Source organism: Streptomyces sp. GL_141, assembly GCF_057834385.1.
Genome location: NZ_CM174402.1, coordinates 237,595 through 254,327, shown reverse-complemented (window position 1 = coordinate 254,327; position 16,733 = coordinate 237,595). Strand labels below are relative to the sequence as shown.

Below are 16,733 nucleotides of genomic sequence, written 5' to 3'. Positions count from 1 at the left end.
ACGCCAACGGTTCCCGGGCAGTTGCGAGGGAGCGTTCGTGAACATCGGTGAGATAGGAGCGGTACTGCGGCGCCGCTGGTACGTCATGGCGCCCCTGACGCTGTGCGGTGTCCTCGCGGGCGCGCAGCTGTACCAGTCGGTCCCGGTGTCCTACCAGTCCCAGAGCTCGGTGGCCCTGCTCGACTCCACGGCCGTCGCCGAACTGGCACCCGCCTTCGGCAACCCCATCGCGAACGCGGGCGGTTCGCTCGTCGTGACCGCCGACGTGCTCATCAGGACGCTGTCGGGCGCCGACGCGGCGCGGGACCTGCACGGCATCGGGGTGACCGACCCCTACACGGTCGGCTTCGCCGCGAACGCCTCGGGGCCGATGCTCACGCTGACCGTCACGGGCACCAACCGGGAGAAGGTGCTCAAGGAGACCAGGTTGCTCACGGACTTCGCCGGGGAGCAGCTCAACGCGCTCCAGGCGGCGGCCAAGGTGCAGCCCGCGTACTTCGTGCAGACCGCCCCCGTGGTGCTGCCGCAGACCCCGAAACCACAGCTCAAGACCCGCTACCAGCAGGTCCTGGCCGTACTCATCGCCGGCCTGGTCGCCGGATTCACGGCCTCCTTCGTCCTGGAGAGCCTGCTGGCGGGCCGCCGCCGACGGCGCGAGGCCGCCGAGGCCGCCGCCGGGACGGCCGCCCCGCGCGTGCGCCGGCGGACCCGCCACCGGGAGCTGGACGCCACCGCGCTGCTCACCGGCTATCTGGGGCTGGCCTTCTTCATCCCCTCGAACCTGACCCTGCCGGGCCTCGGCGGCGTGGGCACGCCGGCCAACGTCTTCGCGCTCCTGGCCCTGTTCTGGTACCTGGCGACCTGGCTGACCGGCCGGATCAGAGCGGCCCCCGGCACCCGGCTGCCCCGGGTCGTGATGTGGCTGCTCGCCGTCTCGGTGCTGGCCTCGTACCTGGCGAACGCCTCCCGGGGCAGTTCGCACAAGGAGGTGCTGGGCGCCGACCGCGGGCTGATCGGGCTCCTGGTCTGGGTATCGCTGGTGGTGCTGATCTCCGCCGGGATCCAGGACCGGACACGCCTGGACGTGCTGCTGCGGCGAGCCGTCGTGATGGGGGCGGTGGTCGCCGCCATCGGCTACTACGACTTCTTCACCGCGACGAACATCGCCGAGAAGATCAGCATCCCCGGGCTCCAGTCGAGCGTCGCGCAGATCACCACCCTGGACCGGGGCGCGTTCACCAGGCCGCGGTCGACCACCGCGCAGCCGCTGGAGTTCGGCGGCATGCTCGCCCTGCTGCTGCCCTTCGCGATCCAGCAGGCCTTCGATCCGGCCCGGGCCCAGCTGACCCGCTGGCGCCGCTGGGCTCCCGTGGCGCTGATGGGCGGCGCCCTGCCGCTGACGGTGTCACGGACCTCCATCATCGGCGCCCTCATCGTGGTGCTGGTGATGGTGCCCCGGTGGAAGCCGCAGCGCCGCTGGACCACCTTCGGCCTGCTGCTCGGCTCGGTGGCCGTCTTCAAGGTCCTCGTCCCCGGCCTGATCGGCACGATCACCACGCTCTTCGCGTCCTTCGTGTCGAACTCCGACAGCAGCACCCAGGCCCGCACCGTGAAGTACAGCGCGATCGTGCCCTATCTGGAGGAACGCCCGCTGTTCGGCCGGGGCCTGGGCACCTTCACCCCGGACCTCTACTTCTTCACCGACAACCAGTACATGCTGACCCTGGCGGAGATGGGCCTGCTGGGTCTGCTCGCGCTCCTGGCGCTGTTCCTCACCGGAATCCACCAGGGCGGCGCCATCCGCCGTCTCGCCGCCGACGAGTCCGACCGGGAGCTCGGCCAGGCGTTCTTCGCCTCGGCCCTCGTCGGCCTGGTCAGCGCGGCCACCTTCGACGCCCTCAGCTTCCCGATGTTCGCCGGGATGTTCTTCCTGACGATCGCCGCCGGAGGCAGCTACCTCGGCTTCATCCGGCGCGCCGCGCCCGAGCCCCGAAACGTGGAGTCCCCGTGTCGTCCGACAGCACAGCTTCAACCGGCCCCGTAGCCGTCCTCGTCGTCACCTGGAACAGCGCCCGGGTGATACCCGAGTTCCTCGCCTCCCTGCCGGAGGGCATGGCCGGCGTCGACTGGCGGCTCGTCGTCGCCGACAACGACTCCGCCGACGGCACCGTGGACCTCGTCCGGTCGCTGGCTCCGCAGGCCACCGTCGTCGAGACCGGCCGCAACGCGGGCTACGCGGCCGGGGTGAACGCCGCCCTGGCGGCCGCCGCCGGATGGGACGGCGGCTTCCGCGCCGCCCTGGTGTGCAATCCGGACATCCGGATGCGCAGGGGGTGCGCGGAACTCCTCGTCGGCGCGCTCGGCGATCCCGTCAACGGCGGGGACGGAGGGGACGGCGGGAGCCGGGTGGGGATCAGCGTCCCGCTGCTGTACGAGGAGGACGGGACGCTCCACTACTCGCTGCGCCGGGAGTCCCGGGTGACCCGCGCCCTGGGCGAGGCCGTGATCGGCAACCGCCGGGCGGGGCGCTTCCCGCGCTGGAGCGAGCTGGTCACCGATCCCGCGGCGTACGGGCGCAGGACGGTCGCCGACTGGGCGACCGGCGCCCTGATGGCGCTCTCCCGGGAGTGCCTGGAGGTCTGCGGAGCCTGGGACGAATCGTTCTTCCTGTACTCGGAGGAGACCGAGTACTGCCTGCGGGCCGGCGACCACGGCTTCGCCACCCGGCTCGAACCGGCGGCCTCGGCCGTCCACCTCGGCGGGGACTCGCAGGTCTCCCCGCGGCTGTGGACCCTGCTGACCCTCAACCGCGTACGCCTCTACGGCCGCCGCCACTCGGCGCCCGCCACCGCGGCGTTCCGCGCGGCCGTGCTGCTACGGGAGACCTCCCGGGCGGCGCTCGGCCGCCCGGCGAACCGGGCCGCGGCCCGCGCCCTGGCCAGCCGCACCGCCCTGCGCGCGACCCCGGGGCCCTGAGCCTTCCTAGGCGACGGGGGACGGGCCGGTGGGCGCCGGTCCGTCCCAGGCGGTGTAGAAGCTCTCCGGGTTGACCAGGTACCGGACGGTGGGGCGGGGCAGGTGGCGGACCTCGTGGCTCCGGCTGTAGCGGCGTACGAGCTCCCAGTCCTCGCGGGGCAGCACCTCGGGCGTGCGCCGCAGGCGGCTGAAGTACAGGGCCGGGGTGCGGCGCGCCACGAAGGCGTTGGTGTCGAGGAAGGCCTCGTGCGCGCAGCGGCGCCGGTCGAAGGGCACCGACAGCACGTCCCGCTGGGTGCCGTCGGGGAGCATCCTGCGCAGCGCCGTATACACCGCGTCCGGTCCGCCCGGCGACTCCAGGACCGTCAGGGCCTGCTCCAGATGGTCCGGCTCCCACAGGTTGTCGTCGTCCAGGAAGGCCACGTACCGCGAGCGGCTCAGCCGTATCCCCACATTGCGCACCACGCCTGCGGTGGCCGTGTTCCGTGCCAGCGAGACGGCGAATAGCCTTGGATCCGGCGGGAGTTCGGGCAGTCCAGCGCCGTCGTCCACCACGATGACCACCTGGTCGGTCACGGTCTGCGCCAGGGCCGAGCGCACGGCCGCGCGCAGGGCCTCGGGACGGCGGTGGGTGGCGATCACGGTGGCCACCAGGGCGGACGGCGGCCGCTCCAGGAGCGAGCCCAGCCGCCCGGTCTCCGCGTTCTCGAAGCGGCGCAGCCGCAGGGCGGAGGGGGCCAGCAGCAGCTTGTTCCTGGCCTCGAAGAGCACCAGCCAGCCGAAGGCCCGCTTGAGCAGCTCCCAGGGGGCCCGGGCGATGCGGCGCATGTCATGTCCTCTCGGTGGTCAGGGGGAGGGCTCGGGTACGACGGGACGCCCGTCCGACATGCGGTTGCCGCGCCACACGTTCCCCGCGCCGCCCGCGTTCCACGCGGCGACCGCCCCGTACAGCCCGCTCTTGGGGTGGTACTGGGTGGAGAACACGTTGTCCGTGACCTGGATGCCGGTGGCCCCCGGACCGCCGCCGTAGAGCGCGTACGCCCCTCCGGCCAGCCAGTTGTTGTCGACGATCACGTTGGAGACCACGCCGGTGTCGGCGAAGAGCCCGAGCGCCGCGCTGGCGCCCTTGTCGATCGGGACGGAGTTCAGCAGCGTGTTGTGGCGGACCGTCAGCCGGCCCTTGTTGCCGCCGCCGCTGATCACGGCGTCGGTGTGCTGCCACTCCCCGCCCAGGTTCCGGAAGGCGACGATGTCGTGCACGTAGTTGTCGTGCAGATCGCCCTGGCCCATGGACAGGGCGTTGCCGAACACCGAGACGTCGCACCAGCCGACCTCGACCGAACTCTCACCCATGTTGGACACCGCGTAGTTGACGCCGCCGTTGTCGGGGCCCTTGCCGGGTACGGCGGTGATCGTGGTGTGCAGGACCCGCAGGCCCTTGAAGCCCGGACGGAGGTTGACGCCCCACCAGTTGGTCGAGGTGATCCGGCTGTCGATGATCGTGACGTTGTCGGCGTAGACGTCCAGCGAACCGCGGATGTCCCAGCCCTTGATGACCGTGCCGTTGGTCTTGATCGACATGTTCCCCGTGTCGTGCCGCTCCAGCGCGATCCGCGGGCCGGTGGAGCGCGCGTCGGGGAAGCCGCAGGCGCCGGGCGAGGCGCCGGTGCAAGCGGGGCCCGGTGCGGGTTCCGGCGGTGCGCTGCTGCCCGGCGGGGCGGTGGGCGAGGGGGAGGGGGAGGCCGGGCTCGCGGACGGGCTCGGACTGCCGGACGGGGAAGGCGAGACGGAGGGCGCCACGGGCACGGGCAGGGGGAGGGGCTTCTCCTCGCCGGGGCATTCGAGGGCGCTCTCCGGGCAGGAATCGGCCGCCGACTCGCTGCGGCCCGTCCGCTCGGCCTGGTACAGGGTCAGGGCGGCGACCGTTAAGAGCCCGGCCAGCAGCCAGGCCCACAAGCGTTTGCGCAGGCGTGCCATGAGTGTCAGTCCTTCATCGTCGTGGCCGCGGCGGCCGGTGCGCTGCCGCGGAGGAACCCGAGGCTGGGCAGGACGCACACGGCGTAGCACAGGGTGGCGGCGGCCCCGGTCGCGAGGAGCGCGAGGACGCCGTCGCCGAGGAGCCGCTCCAGACCGAGGACCACGCCCGCCATCACGGCCCCGCCGAGGAAGGGCCAAGCGCAGGCACGCGCCACGGTACCCAGTCCGACGCCGCCCCGGTGCAGGGCGAAGAGGAACACCGGCACCACGACGGCCCCCGCGACCAGGACGTGGCCCTGGGCCACCCCCTCGATCCCGCCCGCTCCGGCGCCGACCACCAGCACCGGGACCAGGACGGCGAGCCACAGGCCCTGGACCCCGATCAGGGAACGGCGCTGTCCGATGGCCACCAGGCAGTCGTAGGCCAGCTCGCAGCCGATCCGGACCAGTCCGAGCCCCATCAGCCACGGCAGCGCGGCGGCGGCGGGCAGCCAGCGCTCCCCGTAGACCAGCTCCACGATCGGTCCGGCGAGGGCGGACAGCAGCACGCAGAGCGGGACCGTGCCCGTCATCACCACGCCGAGGGCGCGGCCGAAGCCGGCGGCCAGTGCGCCGGGCCCCCCTCCGGCGCCGCTGTCGGCCAGCCGGGAGAAGCCGGCGAAGGACACCCGGCGGGCCGCCTCGGAGATGATCCGTACGGGCCAGCCGGAGATGTTGAAGGCGAGCACGTAGAAGCCGAGGGCCAGCTGGTCGAGGGAGGAACCCACCACCATGGTGTCCACGTTGACGACGCCGAGCGCGAGCATGCTGGCCCCGGCGAGCGGGAGGCCGAAGCGCAGCAGGGCACGGGCCTGCTCCCGGTCCCAGCCGAACCGCAGGGTGCCGGGCGCGGCCAGGCAGCAGCCGATGAGCGCGGCCACGTTGCCCGCGACGGAGCCCCAGGCGAAGCTCATCGCACCCCAGCCCTGAACGGCGAGCAGCAGGGTCACCGCGGTGCTGAGGACGAAGTTGACGGCGTCGATGGCCATCCGGCGGCCCTGCTGGAACTCCCGGGTGAGGAAGCCGGCGGGCACCTGCGAGAGCCCGTCGAGGACCACGCACACGCACATCACGCGCAGCACGCCGGAGGCCTCGGGGGAGCCGAGCACGCGGGCCACCAGGGGGGCCGCCGCGAACAGGCCCGCGTACAGCAGCAGGCTGGAGGCGGCGCTCAGGGTGAGGACCGTCGGGGCGAAGCGGCGGGGGTCGCCCTCCCAGCGCACGATGGCCAGGGAGACCCCGAGCTCGTTCGCGGAGAGCAGGACCAGCAGGACCGTCTGGGCGATGCCGTAGACGCCCCAGGCCTCGGGACCGAGGAAGAAGCGGGCGAGGATGATGCCGGTGACGAAGTTGCCCAGGCGCATCACCATGGTGTTGACCAGGCTCCACCGGGCGGCGGATCCCACCTTGCGCCCCAGGGAAGGGGCCTCGGGCGGCGCGCCGCCGGGCGGGACCTCGGGCGGATCCTGGGTGCCCGTGTCCGTGGTGGGGGCGGTCACTGCGGTGCTTTGGAGCGGAAGGCCGACGAGGGCAGGACCTTGAGCGCCATCGTGGCCGTGGGGTCGACGGCGCCGGTGTGATCGTCGAAACCGGCGTGATGGTCGGAACCGGAACCGGAACCGGAACCCGGGCCGCGGTCCTCGGGAGGATCCTGGTCGGCTGCCACGGGCTTGCGCCGACCGGTCTTGCCGGCCTTGCGGCGCTTGGCCTCGACGAAGAAGGTGGCCACCAGGCTGAGTACGAAGCCCAGCGCCGCGGCCATGACCAGGTACTGGAGCCGGGTCTTCGTCTGCGCCTCGGGCTTCTGCGGCGGCACGATCGTCGCCATCCGGATCATCGCCTCGGGGGTCACCGACTGCTGCGCCTGGAACTCCAGGAGGCGCTTCTCGGCGTACGCGGTGAAGAGCTTGTCGGAGTTCAGGACGGCGGCCGGGTCGGTGCCGGTGACGCTCAGCCACATGAAGGGCCCCTGGGCGTTGTCGGCGATCTTCGCCTCGTACACGCCGGTGAGTCCCTGGGCCCTGAGGTCGGCCTTGGAATCGTCGGAGTTCAAGTTGCGGGCCAGCCCGTCGGCCATGCCGGTGAGCGAGGCCTGGGTGCTCAGGAAGGGGTTGCCGTCGAAGGCGACCGTGGCCTTCTTCGAGTTCAGGAGGGTCACGGTGCTCTGCGACCGGTACTCCACCGGGACCAGCAGGTACACGCCGGTGATGAGCGCGGCCGTGAGCAGCAGCCCGGGCAGCAGCACGTACCAGCGCCTGCGCATGACCCGCCAGATCTCCGCGAGGTCCATCAGCCTTCTTTCGATCCAGGTGGAACAGGGGTGGAAACGGTGCTGTGGCCGGAAGGGGGCGCCGCGACCCGGCGGTCCCTTCCGGCCACGGCGTTAGACGACGGGCGCGGCGCCCGGGACGAGGTCGGTGGGCCGATGCCGGGTCGCCGCGCTCCCGCCGTCCAGCAGTACTTGCGCGATGCGCTCGCTCGCGCGGCCGTCCCACAGCTCGGGGCAGCGGGGCGCGGGCGGATCGTCGAGCACCCGGTGCACGGTGGCCGTGATGCGGTCCGGGTCGGTGCCCGCCAGGACGTTGGTGCCCTGCTCGACGGTGATCGGGCGCTCGGTGTTCTCCCGGAGGGTCACACAGGGCACGCCGAGCGCGGTGGTCTCCTCCTGGATGCCCCCGGAGTCGGTGAGCACCACGCGGGCGGAGTCCTGCAGGGCGATGAAATCGAGGTATCCGGCGGGCGGCACCAGCCGGATGCCGCCGGGGACGCCGATCTCCGCCAGCCGCTCGGCGGCCCGCGGATGCACGGGCAGCACCAGGGGGACGCGGCCCGCGATCTCGCCCAGCGCCTTCAGCAGGCCGCGCAGGGCGTCCGGATCGTCCACGTTGGCCGGCCGGTGCAGGGTGACCAGGCCGTATCCGCCGCGGGTGAGCCCGTAGCGGTCGAGGACGTCGGAATCCCGGGCCCGGTCCAGGTTGGCGAACAGGGTGTCGATCATGACGTTGCCCACGACGTGGATCTGGTCCTCCCGGTACCCCTCCGCCCGCAGGTTCGCGTCGGCGTCGGGGGAGGGGGCCAGCAGGTAGTCGCTGATCCGGTCGGTGGCGACCCGGTTGACCTCCTCGGGCATGCTCCAGTCCCGGCTGCGCAGTCCCGCCTCCACGTGGGCCAGCAGCGGCCCGGCCTTCGCGGTGACCAGGGCGCAGGCCAGGGTGGAGTTGATGTCCCCGACCACCACGACCGCGTCCGGGACCAGCTCGTCGAGCAGCGGCTCGAAGGCCTCCATCACCCGGCCGGTCTGCTGGGCGTGGCTGCCGGACCCGGCTCCCAGATAGCGGTCGGGGGAGCGGATGCCGAGGTCGCGGAAGAAGACGTCGTTCATGGACTCGTCGTAGTGCTGGCCGGTGTGGACGAGGACGACCTCGGCGCCGCGGCCCTCCAGGGCGTCCATCACCGGCTTGATCTTCATGTAGTTGGGCCGGGCCCCGGCCACACAGATGATTCTGGGCATGGAGTCAGAGCACCTCCACCGTGGGTCCCGACAGCCGGTTGCGGCAGTCGAGGATCAGCGAGGCGTGCTCGGTGATCATGGAGTAGTCGAAGGAGTCGTGGTCCGTGAGCAGGACGACCACGTCGGCGGCGGCCAGCTCCTTGCGGGTCGGCTCCACCCGCGAGAGGCGGGCGTCGACCTTGATGCTCTCCACCACGTGGGGGTCGGCCGCGCGCACCTTGGCGCCCATGTCCAGGAGCAGCTGCGAGACGCGCACCGCGGGAGACTCCCGGGCGTCGCCGGTGTTCTTCTTGTACGCCAGTCCCAGGAGCAGGATCCGGGAGCCGTTGACCGAGCGGCGCTTGGCGTTGAGCGCGTCCATGACGCGGCGCGCCACGTACTCGGGCATGTGGCTGTTGATGTCGTTGGCCAGCTCCACGAAGCGGAAGTTCTGGCCCAGTTCGCGCTGGACCCGCCACGACAGGTACGAGGGGTCGATGGGCAGGCAGTGACCGCCGACGCCGGGTCCCGGAGTGAACTTCATGAAGCCGAACGGCTTGCTGGAGGCGGCCTCGATGGTCTGCCACACGTCGATGTCGAGGTGGCGGGCGAACATGGCTATCTCGTTGACCAGGGCGATGTTCACGTGCCGGAAGGTGTTCTCCAGCAGCTTCGCCAGCTCGGCCTCCTTGGGGGAGCGCACCGGCACCGTGGTGTCGACGAGGCCCGCGTAGAAGGTCTCCACGGCCTTGAGGGAGAGGGCGTTGACGCCGGAGACCACCTTCGGCGTCTGCTGGAAGCCCCACACCTTGTTGCCGGGGTCGATGCGTTCCGGGCTGTAGCCGAGGTGGAAGTCCACGCCGGCCGTGAGGCCCGAACCGTCCTCCAGGATCGGCCCGAACAGCTCCTCGGTGGTGCCCGGATAGGTGGTCGACTCCAGTACGACGGTGGCTCCCGGCCGCAGGAAGCGCGCCAGGGTGTGCGCGGACTCCTCGATGTAGCGCAGGTCGGGGGCGCCGTCCTGCAAGGGGGTCGGGACGGTGACGACCGCGACGTCGAAGCCGCCGCAGTCCCGGGCCTGGTCGCTGGCCTGGTACGTGCCCAGTTCCAGCGCCTTGCTCAGCCGCGCGGAGGAGACGTCCTCCACGAACGACTCGCCGGCGGCGAGGCTCTTGACCCGCCGCGCGTCCACGTCGAAGCCGACCACCTGGTGTCCGACCTCGGCGGCCCTGATGGCCAGCGGAAGGCCGACGTATCCCTGTCCCACGACGACGACGCGCATCAGTGACTCCTGTTCGCGGAACCGGAAGGCGGTGTGGACGGTGTGCGGCGGATGAGTTCCCGGACCGTCATGAGGAGGAAGGCAGCGTTGGTGGTGAGGTAGCGCTTGCCCAGGCGGCGCGGTTCCTGGAGGGTCCGGTAGAACCATTCGAGCCCCATCCGCTGCCAGAGCAGGGGGGCGCGCTTGGTGATGCCGGCCAGGATGTCGAAGGAGCCGCCCACGCCGTGCACCACGTGGGCGCCGGTGCGCTTGCCGTAGCCGGCGGTGAAGATCTCCTTCTTGGGCGAGGTCATGCCGAGGAACAGCATGCGGGCCCCGCTCCCGGCCACCGCGTCGGCGATCTCGCCCTGTTCGGAGTCCTCGAAGTAGCCGTTGCGGCTCCCGGCCACCCGCAGGGCGGGGAACCGTTCGGAGATCCGCCCGAGCATGAGGTCCAGGACGTCCTGCCGGGCGCCGAGCAGGTAGACGGGGACCTCGGCGGACTCCGCCGCGGCCAGCAGCCGCATGAACAGGTCGATTCCCGCGACCCGTTCGGGCAGCCGGACCCCGAGGACGCGACCGGCCCAGACCACGGCCTGGCCGTCGGCCAGGACGAGGTCGCAGCCGGCGACCGCCGCGGCGAGGCGGGGGTCGCGGCGCATGTTCACCAGCTTGGCCGCGTTGACCATGCCGATCTCGATCTGCTCACCGCGCCGCACGGCGTCGAGGCAGCGCCGGACCGTCTCGTCCATGGTCAGGGGGTCGAGCGCCACTCCGAAGAGGGACTGTCTGTGGTTCATCTCCCGAGCCCCCCGAGCCAGGCGTGGAGCAGCCAGCCGAACTCGTAGGGCCTGCACTCGCGGTCCACCGCCAGGGGGCGGAAGATCCGGTCGAGCGGGGCCAGCCTGGCCCGCGGGGCGACGCGGGTGGTGAGCCCGCGGGCGGCGCGCACGGCCTTGGCGGGGTCGCCGCGGTAGACCTTGCGCCAGGTGACCCCGAACTCCTCGCGGATCATGGGCTCGCGCGGGGCGCCGTCGGGCCCGCTGATCTCGGGCACCTCCGTCATCCAGCGCAGACCCCGGCGGATCTCCGCGCCGAAGTCGGTGCCGCCCGCCTCGGCCAGGTCGAAGAGGGCCGTCGGTGCCATGGCGTGCTGGTGCACGCTGTAGACGGGGTAGCCCTCCACCACGCCGCCCGTGCGGGCGTCGTAGTGCCACCACCACTGTCCGCCGTCCCCCTGCAGGGCGCAGATCCGGGCGGCGCAGGCGTCGGCGGCCGCGAGGGCCCGCGGATCCGGCGCACTGGCGTGCAGCCGGGCCAGTGCCTGGAGCGGATAGGTCTGGTCGGCGAAGCAGGCCACGTGGGAGCGGTACCCGGGGACCAGCCCGGGCCCGGTGGCGTGCGGGAACAGCGGGCCGTCCCCGATCCGGGCCGCCAGCAGGCGGTCGCGGGCGGCCGCCAGCCGGTACTCGACGTCCACCGAGGTACGGGCCGCGGTGAGGGCGGACAGCACCCAGGCGGCCTCCACCGTGTACTGCGGACGTCCGGGGACGTCCAGTTCGGCCACCCTCGCCACGGCGTCCGCGAGCTTGGGGTGCCCGGTCTCGGCCGCGGCCCAGGTGATGAGCGCGGCGTCGCCGAGGTTGGTCACCGCGGGCAGCCGTTCCACCAGGAGGGCCGTGAACTCCGCGGCGCTGCGGCCGTCGAAGAGGGCGCGCTGGCGTTCCTCGGGGAGGAACCGCGCTCCCAGTGCGGTGATGGCCGCGTACCGGGTGCTGGTACCGCGCCGCTCCATGCGCCTCGCGCCGTCGGGGGAGATCGTCCCCACCCGCGTGAAGACGAAGGTCTCCGCGCCCGGCAGGTACATCTCGGGCAGCCCCGCCTCGGCCAGTGCGAGCAGCCGCTCGGCGAGGGCGTGCAGCGACGGGTCCTCGTGGGCCAGTGCTTCTAATCGTCTGGCGGTCACCGGGTCCCCACCTCGGTTTCCCGCGTGCCCTGCTCGCCCTGTATGTCCGAGCTGTAGCCGTACTGCTCCAACACACCTACCCCCTCTGAAAATCGTTCCTAGGACAGACCCGGCGGTCGTCGTCCGGCGGAGGGGACTGCGCATGACGCTGCGCGTGCCTACGGTGTGATCCCCCCGATGGCACGAGCTGTCCGGGTCGCTGGATCCCCCTCCAGCGAAGCCCCGGATCGGGGCGCGCGCGGACGGTGGCGGACGGGCGCATGGTTCCGCGCCGGCCGTCACCTCGTCTGCGATTGCCCTCGTCGTGTACAACCCCCCACTGAACACAGCCTGTTGCCTGCTCAGATCCCGTGTACAGGGACAAGGTATGCCCAAGGATGTTCATTGATTGTGGTTTTGAGGAAATGCCATTGACCCAAATTGCCGACGTTGCGTCAGGTGCGCTCGGCCAGGGTTCCGTCGGTCTCGTCGTGCAGGGCGCCGGTGCGCGGGCACTCCCAAACGCCCGGCTCGCCGTCGCGTTCGAGCAGGCGGACCCCGGCCCGGCCCACCCAGCCGGTGCGCCGCGCCGGCACCCCGGCCACGAGCGCGAAGTCCGGTACGTCCCGGGATACGACCGCGCCGGCCGCGACCAGGGCCCACCGCCCGATCCGGACCCCCGCGACGCACACCGACCGGGCCCCCAGGGAGGCCCCCTCGGCCACGACGACCCCGGCCGCCTCCCAGTCGCCGCCGCGCTTCTGCCGGCCGTCGGGTTCGACGGCCCGCGGGTAGAAGTCGTTGGTGAGCACCGCGGCCGGGCCGATGAACACCCCGTCGCCGAGCTCGGCGGGCTCGTAGACCAGGGCGTAGTTCTGCAGTTTGACGTTGTTCCCGATCCGTACGCCGGGGCCGACGTACGCCCCGCGTCCCACGATGCAGTCGCGGCCGAGCCTGGCCTCCTCCCGCACCTGCGCCAGATCCCAGATCGTGGTCCCCTCGCCGAGTTCGGCCGTCTCGTCGACCTGGGAGGAGGGTTGAATTCGGACACTCACGGGGCGGTCCCCTTACGGCTCGCGAGGCATTCGGACGTACGTCACAGGGACGCACATCGCATGGATGTACGTCGCATTGAGGTACGGAGGGAGCATATGCGGCATCGGCCGCGCGCACCCCGAAGATCAACCGACTGTTCACGGACTGGACTTGACGGCGCGTCGGCCGCGTTGGCGGCTCCCGGGCGGGGGCGGGCTCCCGGCCGCCTTAAGGTCGCCCGATCGCTTCCTTAAGTGGAACCTAAGGTTCGCCACCGCCGCCCCGAATCGATCAAATGTCCGTTTCTGGGCGGCTAGCGTGCTGCCGCACCCCCGAACTCCCCAGCAATTCAGAGGCAGGCACACGATGGGCAGCACGACCGGTCACCGGCGCAGGACGGGCAAGAAGGCGAAGGCCGCGGGCGGTACGGCGGTGGCGGTGCTGATCGCGGCCGCCGCCTTCGCCTTCACGGGTACGGCCCAGGCCGCCTCGGTCGGCGCGGTGTACACGAAGTCGAGCTCCTGGAGCGGTGGTTACACCGGCACGTACGTGATCACCAACCACACCACCCGGGCACAGACCGGCTGGACCCTGGAGTTCGACCTGCCCACGGGCACGACGATCGCCTCCCTGTGGAACGGCTCGCACACGGTCGGCGGCCGCCACGTCACCGTGAAGCCGGCGGCATGGAACAAGGAGCTGGCCCCGGGAGCCTCCGTCACGATCGGCTTCGTCACGAGCGCGAGCGCCAACGCGGGCAACCCGACGGCCTGCCGGATCAACGGGGCGAAGTGCTCGGCCGACCCGGGCCCGACGCCCCCGCCGGGCGGCCGTCCCACCACCGCCCCGACCGCGGCCCCTTCCGCCGTACCGACGCCCGCGCCGACGGCCGGTACGAGCGCTCCCGCGACCCCCACGGGCCGGCCGACCAAGCCCGCCCCGCCCACCGCGACGGCCACGACCCCGCCCCCGACCGGGAACCCGGCCGCCGGCGCGCGCTTCGCGCCGTACGTGGACACCTCCCTCCACCCGGCCTACGACCTGCTCGACACGGCGGCCAAGACCGGCGTCAAGGAGTTCCACCTCGCCTTCATCACCTCCGGCGGCGGCTGCGCCCCGCTGTGGGGCGGGGTCACCGAGCTCGGAAACGACAAGGTCGCCGCGCAGATCGGCGCCCTGCGGGCCAAGGGTGGCGACGTACGCGTCTCCTTCGGCGGAGCCGCCGGGCACGAGCTGGCCCTGAACTGCGGCTCCGCACAGGAACTCGCCGCCGCCTACGGCAAGGTCATCGACCAGTACCGGCTGACCAAGGTCGACTTCGACATCGAGGGCGCGGCCCTGCCCGACACCGCCGCCAACACCCGCCGCGCACAGGCCATCACCCTGCTGCAGGCCTCCCACCCGGGACTCGACGTGGCCTTCACCCTGCCCGTGATGCCCGAGGGGCTCACGCAGCCGGGCGTGGCCCTGTTGGCGGACGCGAAGAAGGCCGGCGTGCGGATCCACGGCGTCAACATCATGGCCATGGACTACGGACCCGCCTACAGCGGTGACATGGGCCGGTACGCGATCCAGGCCGCCACCGCCACGCAGGCCCAGATCAAGGGCGTACTGGGCCTTTCCGAAGCGGCGGCCTGGAAGACCGTCGCCGTGACGCCGATGATCGGCGTCAATGACGTCACGAGCGAGGTCTTCACCGTCGCCGACGCCACCCAGCTCGTGGACTTCGCGAGCGAGAAGGGAATCGGCAGGCTGGCGATGTGGTCCGCGACCCGCGACCGGCAGTGCGCGGCCGGCGTCGTGAACTACGCGGACGCGACGTGCAGTTCGATCCTCCAGCAGCCCCTGGCCTTCACGAAGGCCTTCGGAGCCCTGCGCTAGTACCGCGGGCGCAGCGCGACCACGGTGTCGCCCGTCAGCAGGTAGACGTGGTCACCGTGGAGCGCGATGCCCGGCCACTCGCGGCGGGCGTTCGCGCTGTCGTCCTGACGCGCCGCGCTCTGCCACAGGAGGTCTCCGCTGCCGGCGGCGAAACAGTGGATACTCCCGTCCGTGCCAGGGACGTGGACCCGCCCGTCGGCCACCCTCAGCGGGATTCTCCCACTACGCGTCCACGCCTTGAGGTACCACGACTCGGCCGTCCAAAGCAGCTCGCCCGTGTCGTCGTCGGCCGCGGTCACCGTTCCGTCCGGGGCCATTCCGTAGTAGGCCCCGCCCGCCTCCACGTACTCCAGGGTGGTGGGCAGGGTCGTGGGCGTCGGGCTTCCCTGCCACGGGGTGTGGAAAATGGTGCCGTCCGCTCTGCGCAGCAGCACCGAGCCCTCCCCGACGGCGAGGAGAACCAAGGCTCCGAAGTCCTTGCCCTGCACCACCCTGCCCTTCTCGCGGGAGTGCTCCCACAGCACGTGGGCGCCGGGTGTGTCCAGGCCGGAGACGCGGAAGACGCGGCCGTAGGAGGCGAGGAGCCGGGAGCCGACGCCCCGGATCCCGTCCTCCTGCCACTTGAGATCGCCCGTCGCCGGGTGCCAGGCGTTGAGGGAGCCCTTGGCGGTGAACGTGACGATCGCGTCGCCGGCGTACACGCCGCCCGCGATCGGATCGGCCGTACCGGGAAGGGTGGACCACAGCCGGGCACCGGTCGCGGTGTTCAGGGCGGCGACATGGCCCCCCTGGCCGGGATCAGCCTCGTCGGCCTCCAGGCAGTAGGCGACGTCGCCCGCGGCGGACAGGCCCAGGAATTCGATGCTCGTCGGGAAGTCGTTCCCCCACAGCCGCTCGCCGGTCCGGGCGTCGAACGCGGCGATCCGCCCGGTACCGGGCAGCGAGGTGCACAACAGGACCGGCCCCGCGGCATGGCAGGCCGTGACGCCCAGGTCCCGAGGGCTCAGCTTCTGCTCCCACACGGCCCATCCGGCCGGCTGCAGGCCGGCGGACCCCTCGTGCGACGGCCGGGGTCTGTTCCCCGCCGGACCTCCCCGGGAGCCGCCCGCCGATCCGGACGGACCGCCGCCCGTCCACGCCCCGCTCCACGCTCCGGTCGCCCACGAGCCGAGGGCTCCCGCTCCGGTCAGCCCGATCACACCCGCGACCAGTGCGCCGCGCCGGGAGAGCAGCCGGCTCCCGCGCGCGGGAGCCGGAGCGGATTCGGCGACGGGCGACGGCGGGCGGGCGCCCCAGTCGCCCTCCGGCACCGCGCGGAAGGCCTCCAGGAGCTCGTCCGGCGTGGGCCGGTCGACCGGGTCCTTCGCCAGACACCACTGGACGAGCTCGCGGACCGTACCCGACAGCTCCGCCACCGCGGCGGGCTCGTGGACCACGTTGTAGGCGGTCATGTAGTGCGACGGGGCATCGAACGGACCGTGCCCGGTGGTCGCGTACACCAGGACGGCACCGAGGGAGAAGACGTCGGAGGCCTGCTTGACCCGGTGCGGAGCGGACAGCTGCTCCGGGGACATGTACGGAGGAGTCCCCAGGATCCTGCCGGTCACGGTGAGGGTCTCGTGGTCGACCGCCCGGGAGATCCCGAAGTCGATGACGCGCGGCCCGTCCTCGGTCAACAGGACGTTGTCCGGCTTGAGATCACGGTGGACGACCCCGACCCGGTGGATGTCGCGCAGCGCCTCGGCGAGCCCGACCGCGAGCCGGCGCAGGGCGGGGCCGCCGAGAGGGCCTCCGTCCCGCACGGTCGCCCCCAGGGTGGGGCCCGGCACGAACTGGGTGGCCATCCACGGGCGTTCCGCATCGGGGTCGGCGTCCACCACCGGGGCGGTGAAGGCCCCGGAGACCCTCCGTGCCGAGGCCACTTCCTGGCGGAAGCGGATCCGGAACTCCCGGTCGTCGGCGAACTGCTGGTGAACGACCTTGACCGCCACCATCCGCCCGGACTCGATGCTCCGGGCCAGGAACACCGTGCCCATTCCGCCGACGCCGAGCCGGTCCTGCAGCCGGTACCCGCCCACCACGAGCGGATCGGTCTGGTGAAGTCCCACCCCTTGTACCCCTCTGTCCCC

The 16,733-nt window shown here is 72.2% G+C and carries 13 protein-coding genes; 3 read left to right on the top strand and 10 right to left on the bottom strand.

From position 1 onward, the window contains the following. Positions 1-37: 37 nt before the first annotated feature. Together AC3IX6_RS01085 and AC3IX6_RS01080 are read left to right on the top strand one after the other, a co-directional pair. A complete protein-coding gene (locus AC3IX6_RS01085; protein WP_489368269.1) occupies positions 38-2,044 on the top strand; it encodes an O-antigen ligase family protein in 2,007 nt (668 codons plus the stop codon). Then, complete coding sequence (locus AC3IX6_RS01080) at positions 2,008-2,976, top strand: glycosyltransferase (RefSeq protein WP_489368268.1); 969 nt, start codon at positions 2,008-2,010, stop codon at positions 2,974-2,976. Before AC3IX6_RS01085 ends, AC3IX6_RS01080 begins: the two co-directional genes overlap by 37 nt. A 6-nt stretch (positions 2,977-2,982) precedes the next feature. Here AC3IX6_RS01080 and AC3IX6_RS01075 read toward each other — a convergent pair whose 3' ends face one another. The 9 genes from AC3IX6_RS01075 to AC3IX6_RS01035 form a co-directional block, all read right to left on the bottom strand. Beyond that, positions 2,983-3,804, bottom strand: coding sequence for a glycosyltransferase family 2 protein (locus AC3IX6_RS01075; RefSeq protein WP_489368267.1), 822 nt, complete (start codon positions 3,802-3,804; stop codon positions 2,983-2,985). An 18-nt stretch (positions 3,805-3,822) separates the two neighbouring features. Then, complete coding sequence (locus AC3IX6_RS01070) at positions 3,823-4,953, bottom strand: hypothetical protein (protein ID WP_489368266.1); 1,131 nt, start codon at positions 4,951-4,953, stop codon at positions 3,823-3,825. Between the two features lie 5 nt (positions 4,954-4,958). Then, positions 4,959-6,491, bottom strand: a complete 1,533-nt coding sequence (locus AC3IX6_RS01065) for an oligosaccharide flippase family protein (RefSeq protein WP_489368265.1) — start codon at positions 6,489-6,491, stop codon at positions 4,959-4,961. Continuing rightward, positions 6,488-7,282 carry a YveK family protein gene (locus tag AC3IX6_RS01060; protein ID WP_489368264.1) on the bottom strand — a complete coding sequence of 265 codons (795 nt, stop codon included), beginning with the start codon at positions 7,280-7,282 and terminating at the stop codon, positions 6,488-6,490. The genes AC3IX6_RS01065 and AC3IX6_RS01060 overlap by 4 nt, the downstream gene beginning before the upstream one ends. Positions 7,283-7,375: 93 nt before the next feature. Continuing rightward, complete coding sequence (wecB, locus tag AC3IX6_RS01055) at positions 7,376-8,503, bottom strand: non-hydrolyzing UDP-N-acetylglucosamine 2-epimerase (RefSeq protein ID WP_489368263.1); 1,128 nt, start codon at positions 8,501-8,503, stop codon at positions 7,376-7,378. 4 nt (positions 8,504-8,507) lie between these two features. Further along, positions 8,508-9,764, bottom strand: a complete 1,257-nt coding sequence (locus AC3IX6_RS01050) for a nucleotide sugar dehydrogenase (protein WP_489368262.1) — start codon at positions 9,762-9,764, stop codon at positions 8,508-8,510. Next, entirely contained in the window at positions 9,764-10,543 is a 780-nt protein-coding gene (locus AC3IX6_RS01045; protein WP_489368261.1) for a WecB/TagA/CpsF family glycosyltransferase, read from the bottom strand. Before AC3IX6_RS01045 ends, AC3IX6_RS01050 begins: the two co-directional genes overlap by 1 nt. Next, positions 10,540-11,709, bottom strand: a complete 1,170-nt coding sequence (locus AC3IX6_RS01040) for a hypothetical protein (RefSeq protein WP_489368260.1) — start codon at positions 11,707-11,709, stop codon at positions 10,540-10,542. Before AC3IX6_RS01040 ends, AC3IX6_RS01045 begins: the two co-directional genes overlap by 4 nt. Positions 11,710-12,143: 434 nt before the next feature. Further along, on the bottom strand, positions 12,144-12,743 hold the full coding sequence (locus tag AC3IX6_RS01035; protein ID WP_489368259.1) for an acyltransferase: 600 nt from the start codon (positions 12,741-12,743) through the stop codon (positions 12,144-12,146). Between the two features lie 346 nt (positions 12,744-13,089). On the opposite strand from AC3IX6_RS01035, the gene AC3IX6_RS01030 reads away from it, so the two are divergent. After that, a complete protein-coding gene (locus AC3IX6_RS01030) occupies positions 13,090-14,604 on the top strand; it encodes a cellulose binding domain-containing protein (RefSeq protein WP_489368258.1) in 1,515 nt (504 codons plus the stop codon). On the opposite strand, the gene AC3IX6_RS01025 is transcribed toward AC3IX6_RS01030, so the two are convergent. Further along, on the bottom strand, positions 14,601-16,712 hold the full coding sequence (locus AC3IX6_RS01025; protein WP_489368257.1) for a protein kinase domain-containing protein: 2,112 nt from the start codon (positions 16,710-16,712) through the stop codon (positions 14,601-14,603). The two genes, AC3IX6_RS01030 and AC3IX6_RS01025, sit on opposite strands and share 4 nt — an antisense overlap. Positions 16,713-16,733 lie beyond the last annotated feature (21 nt).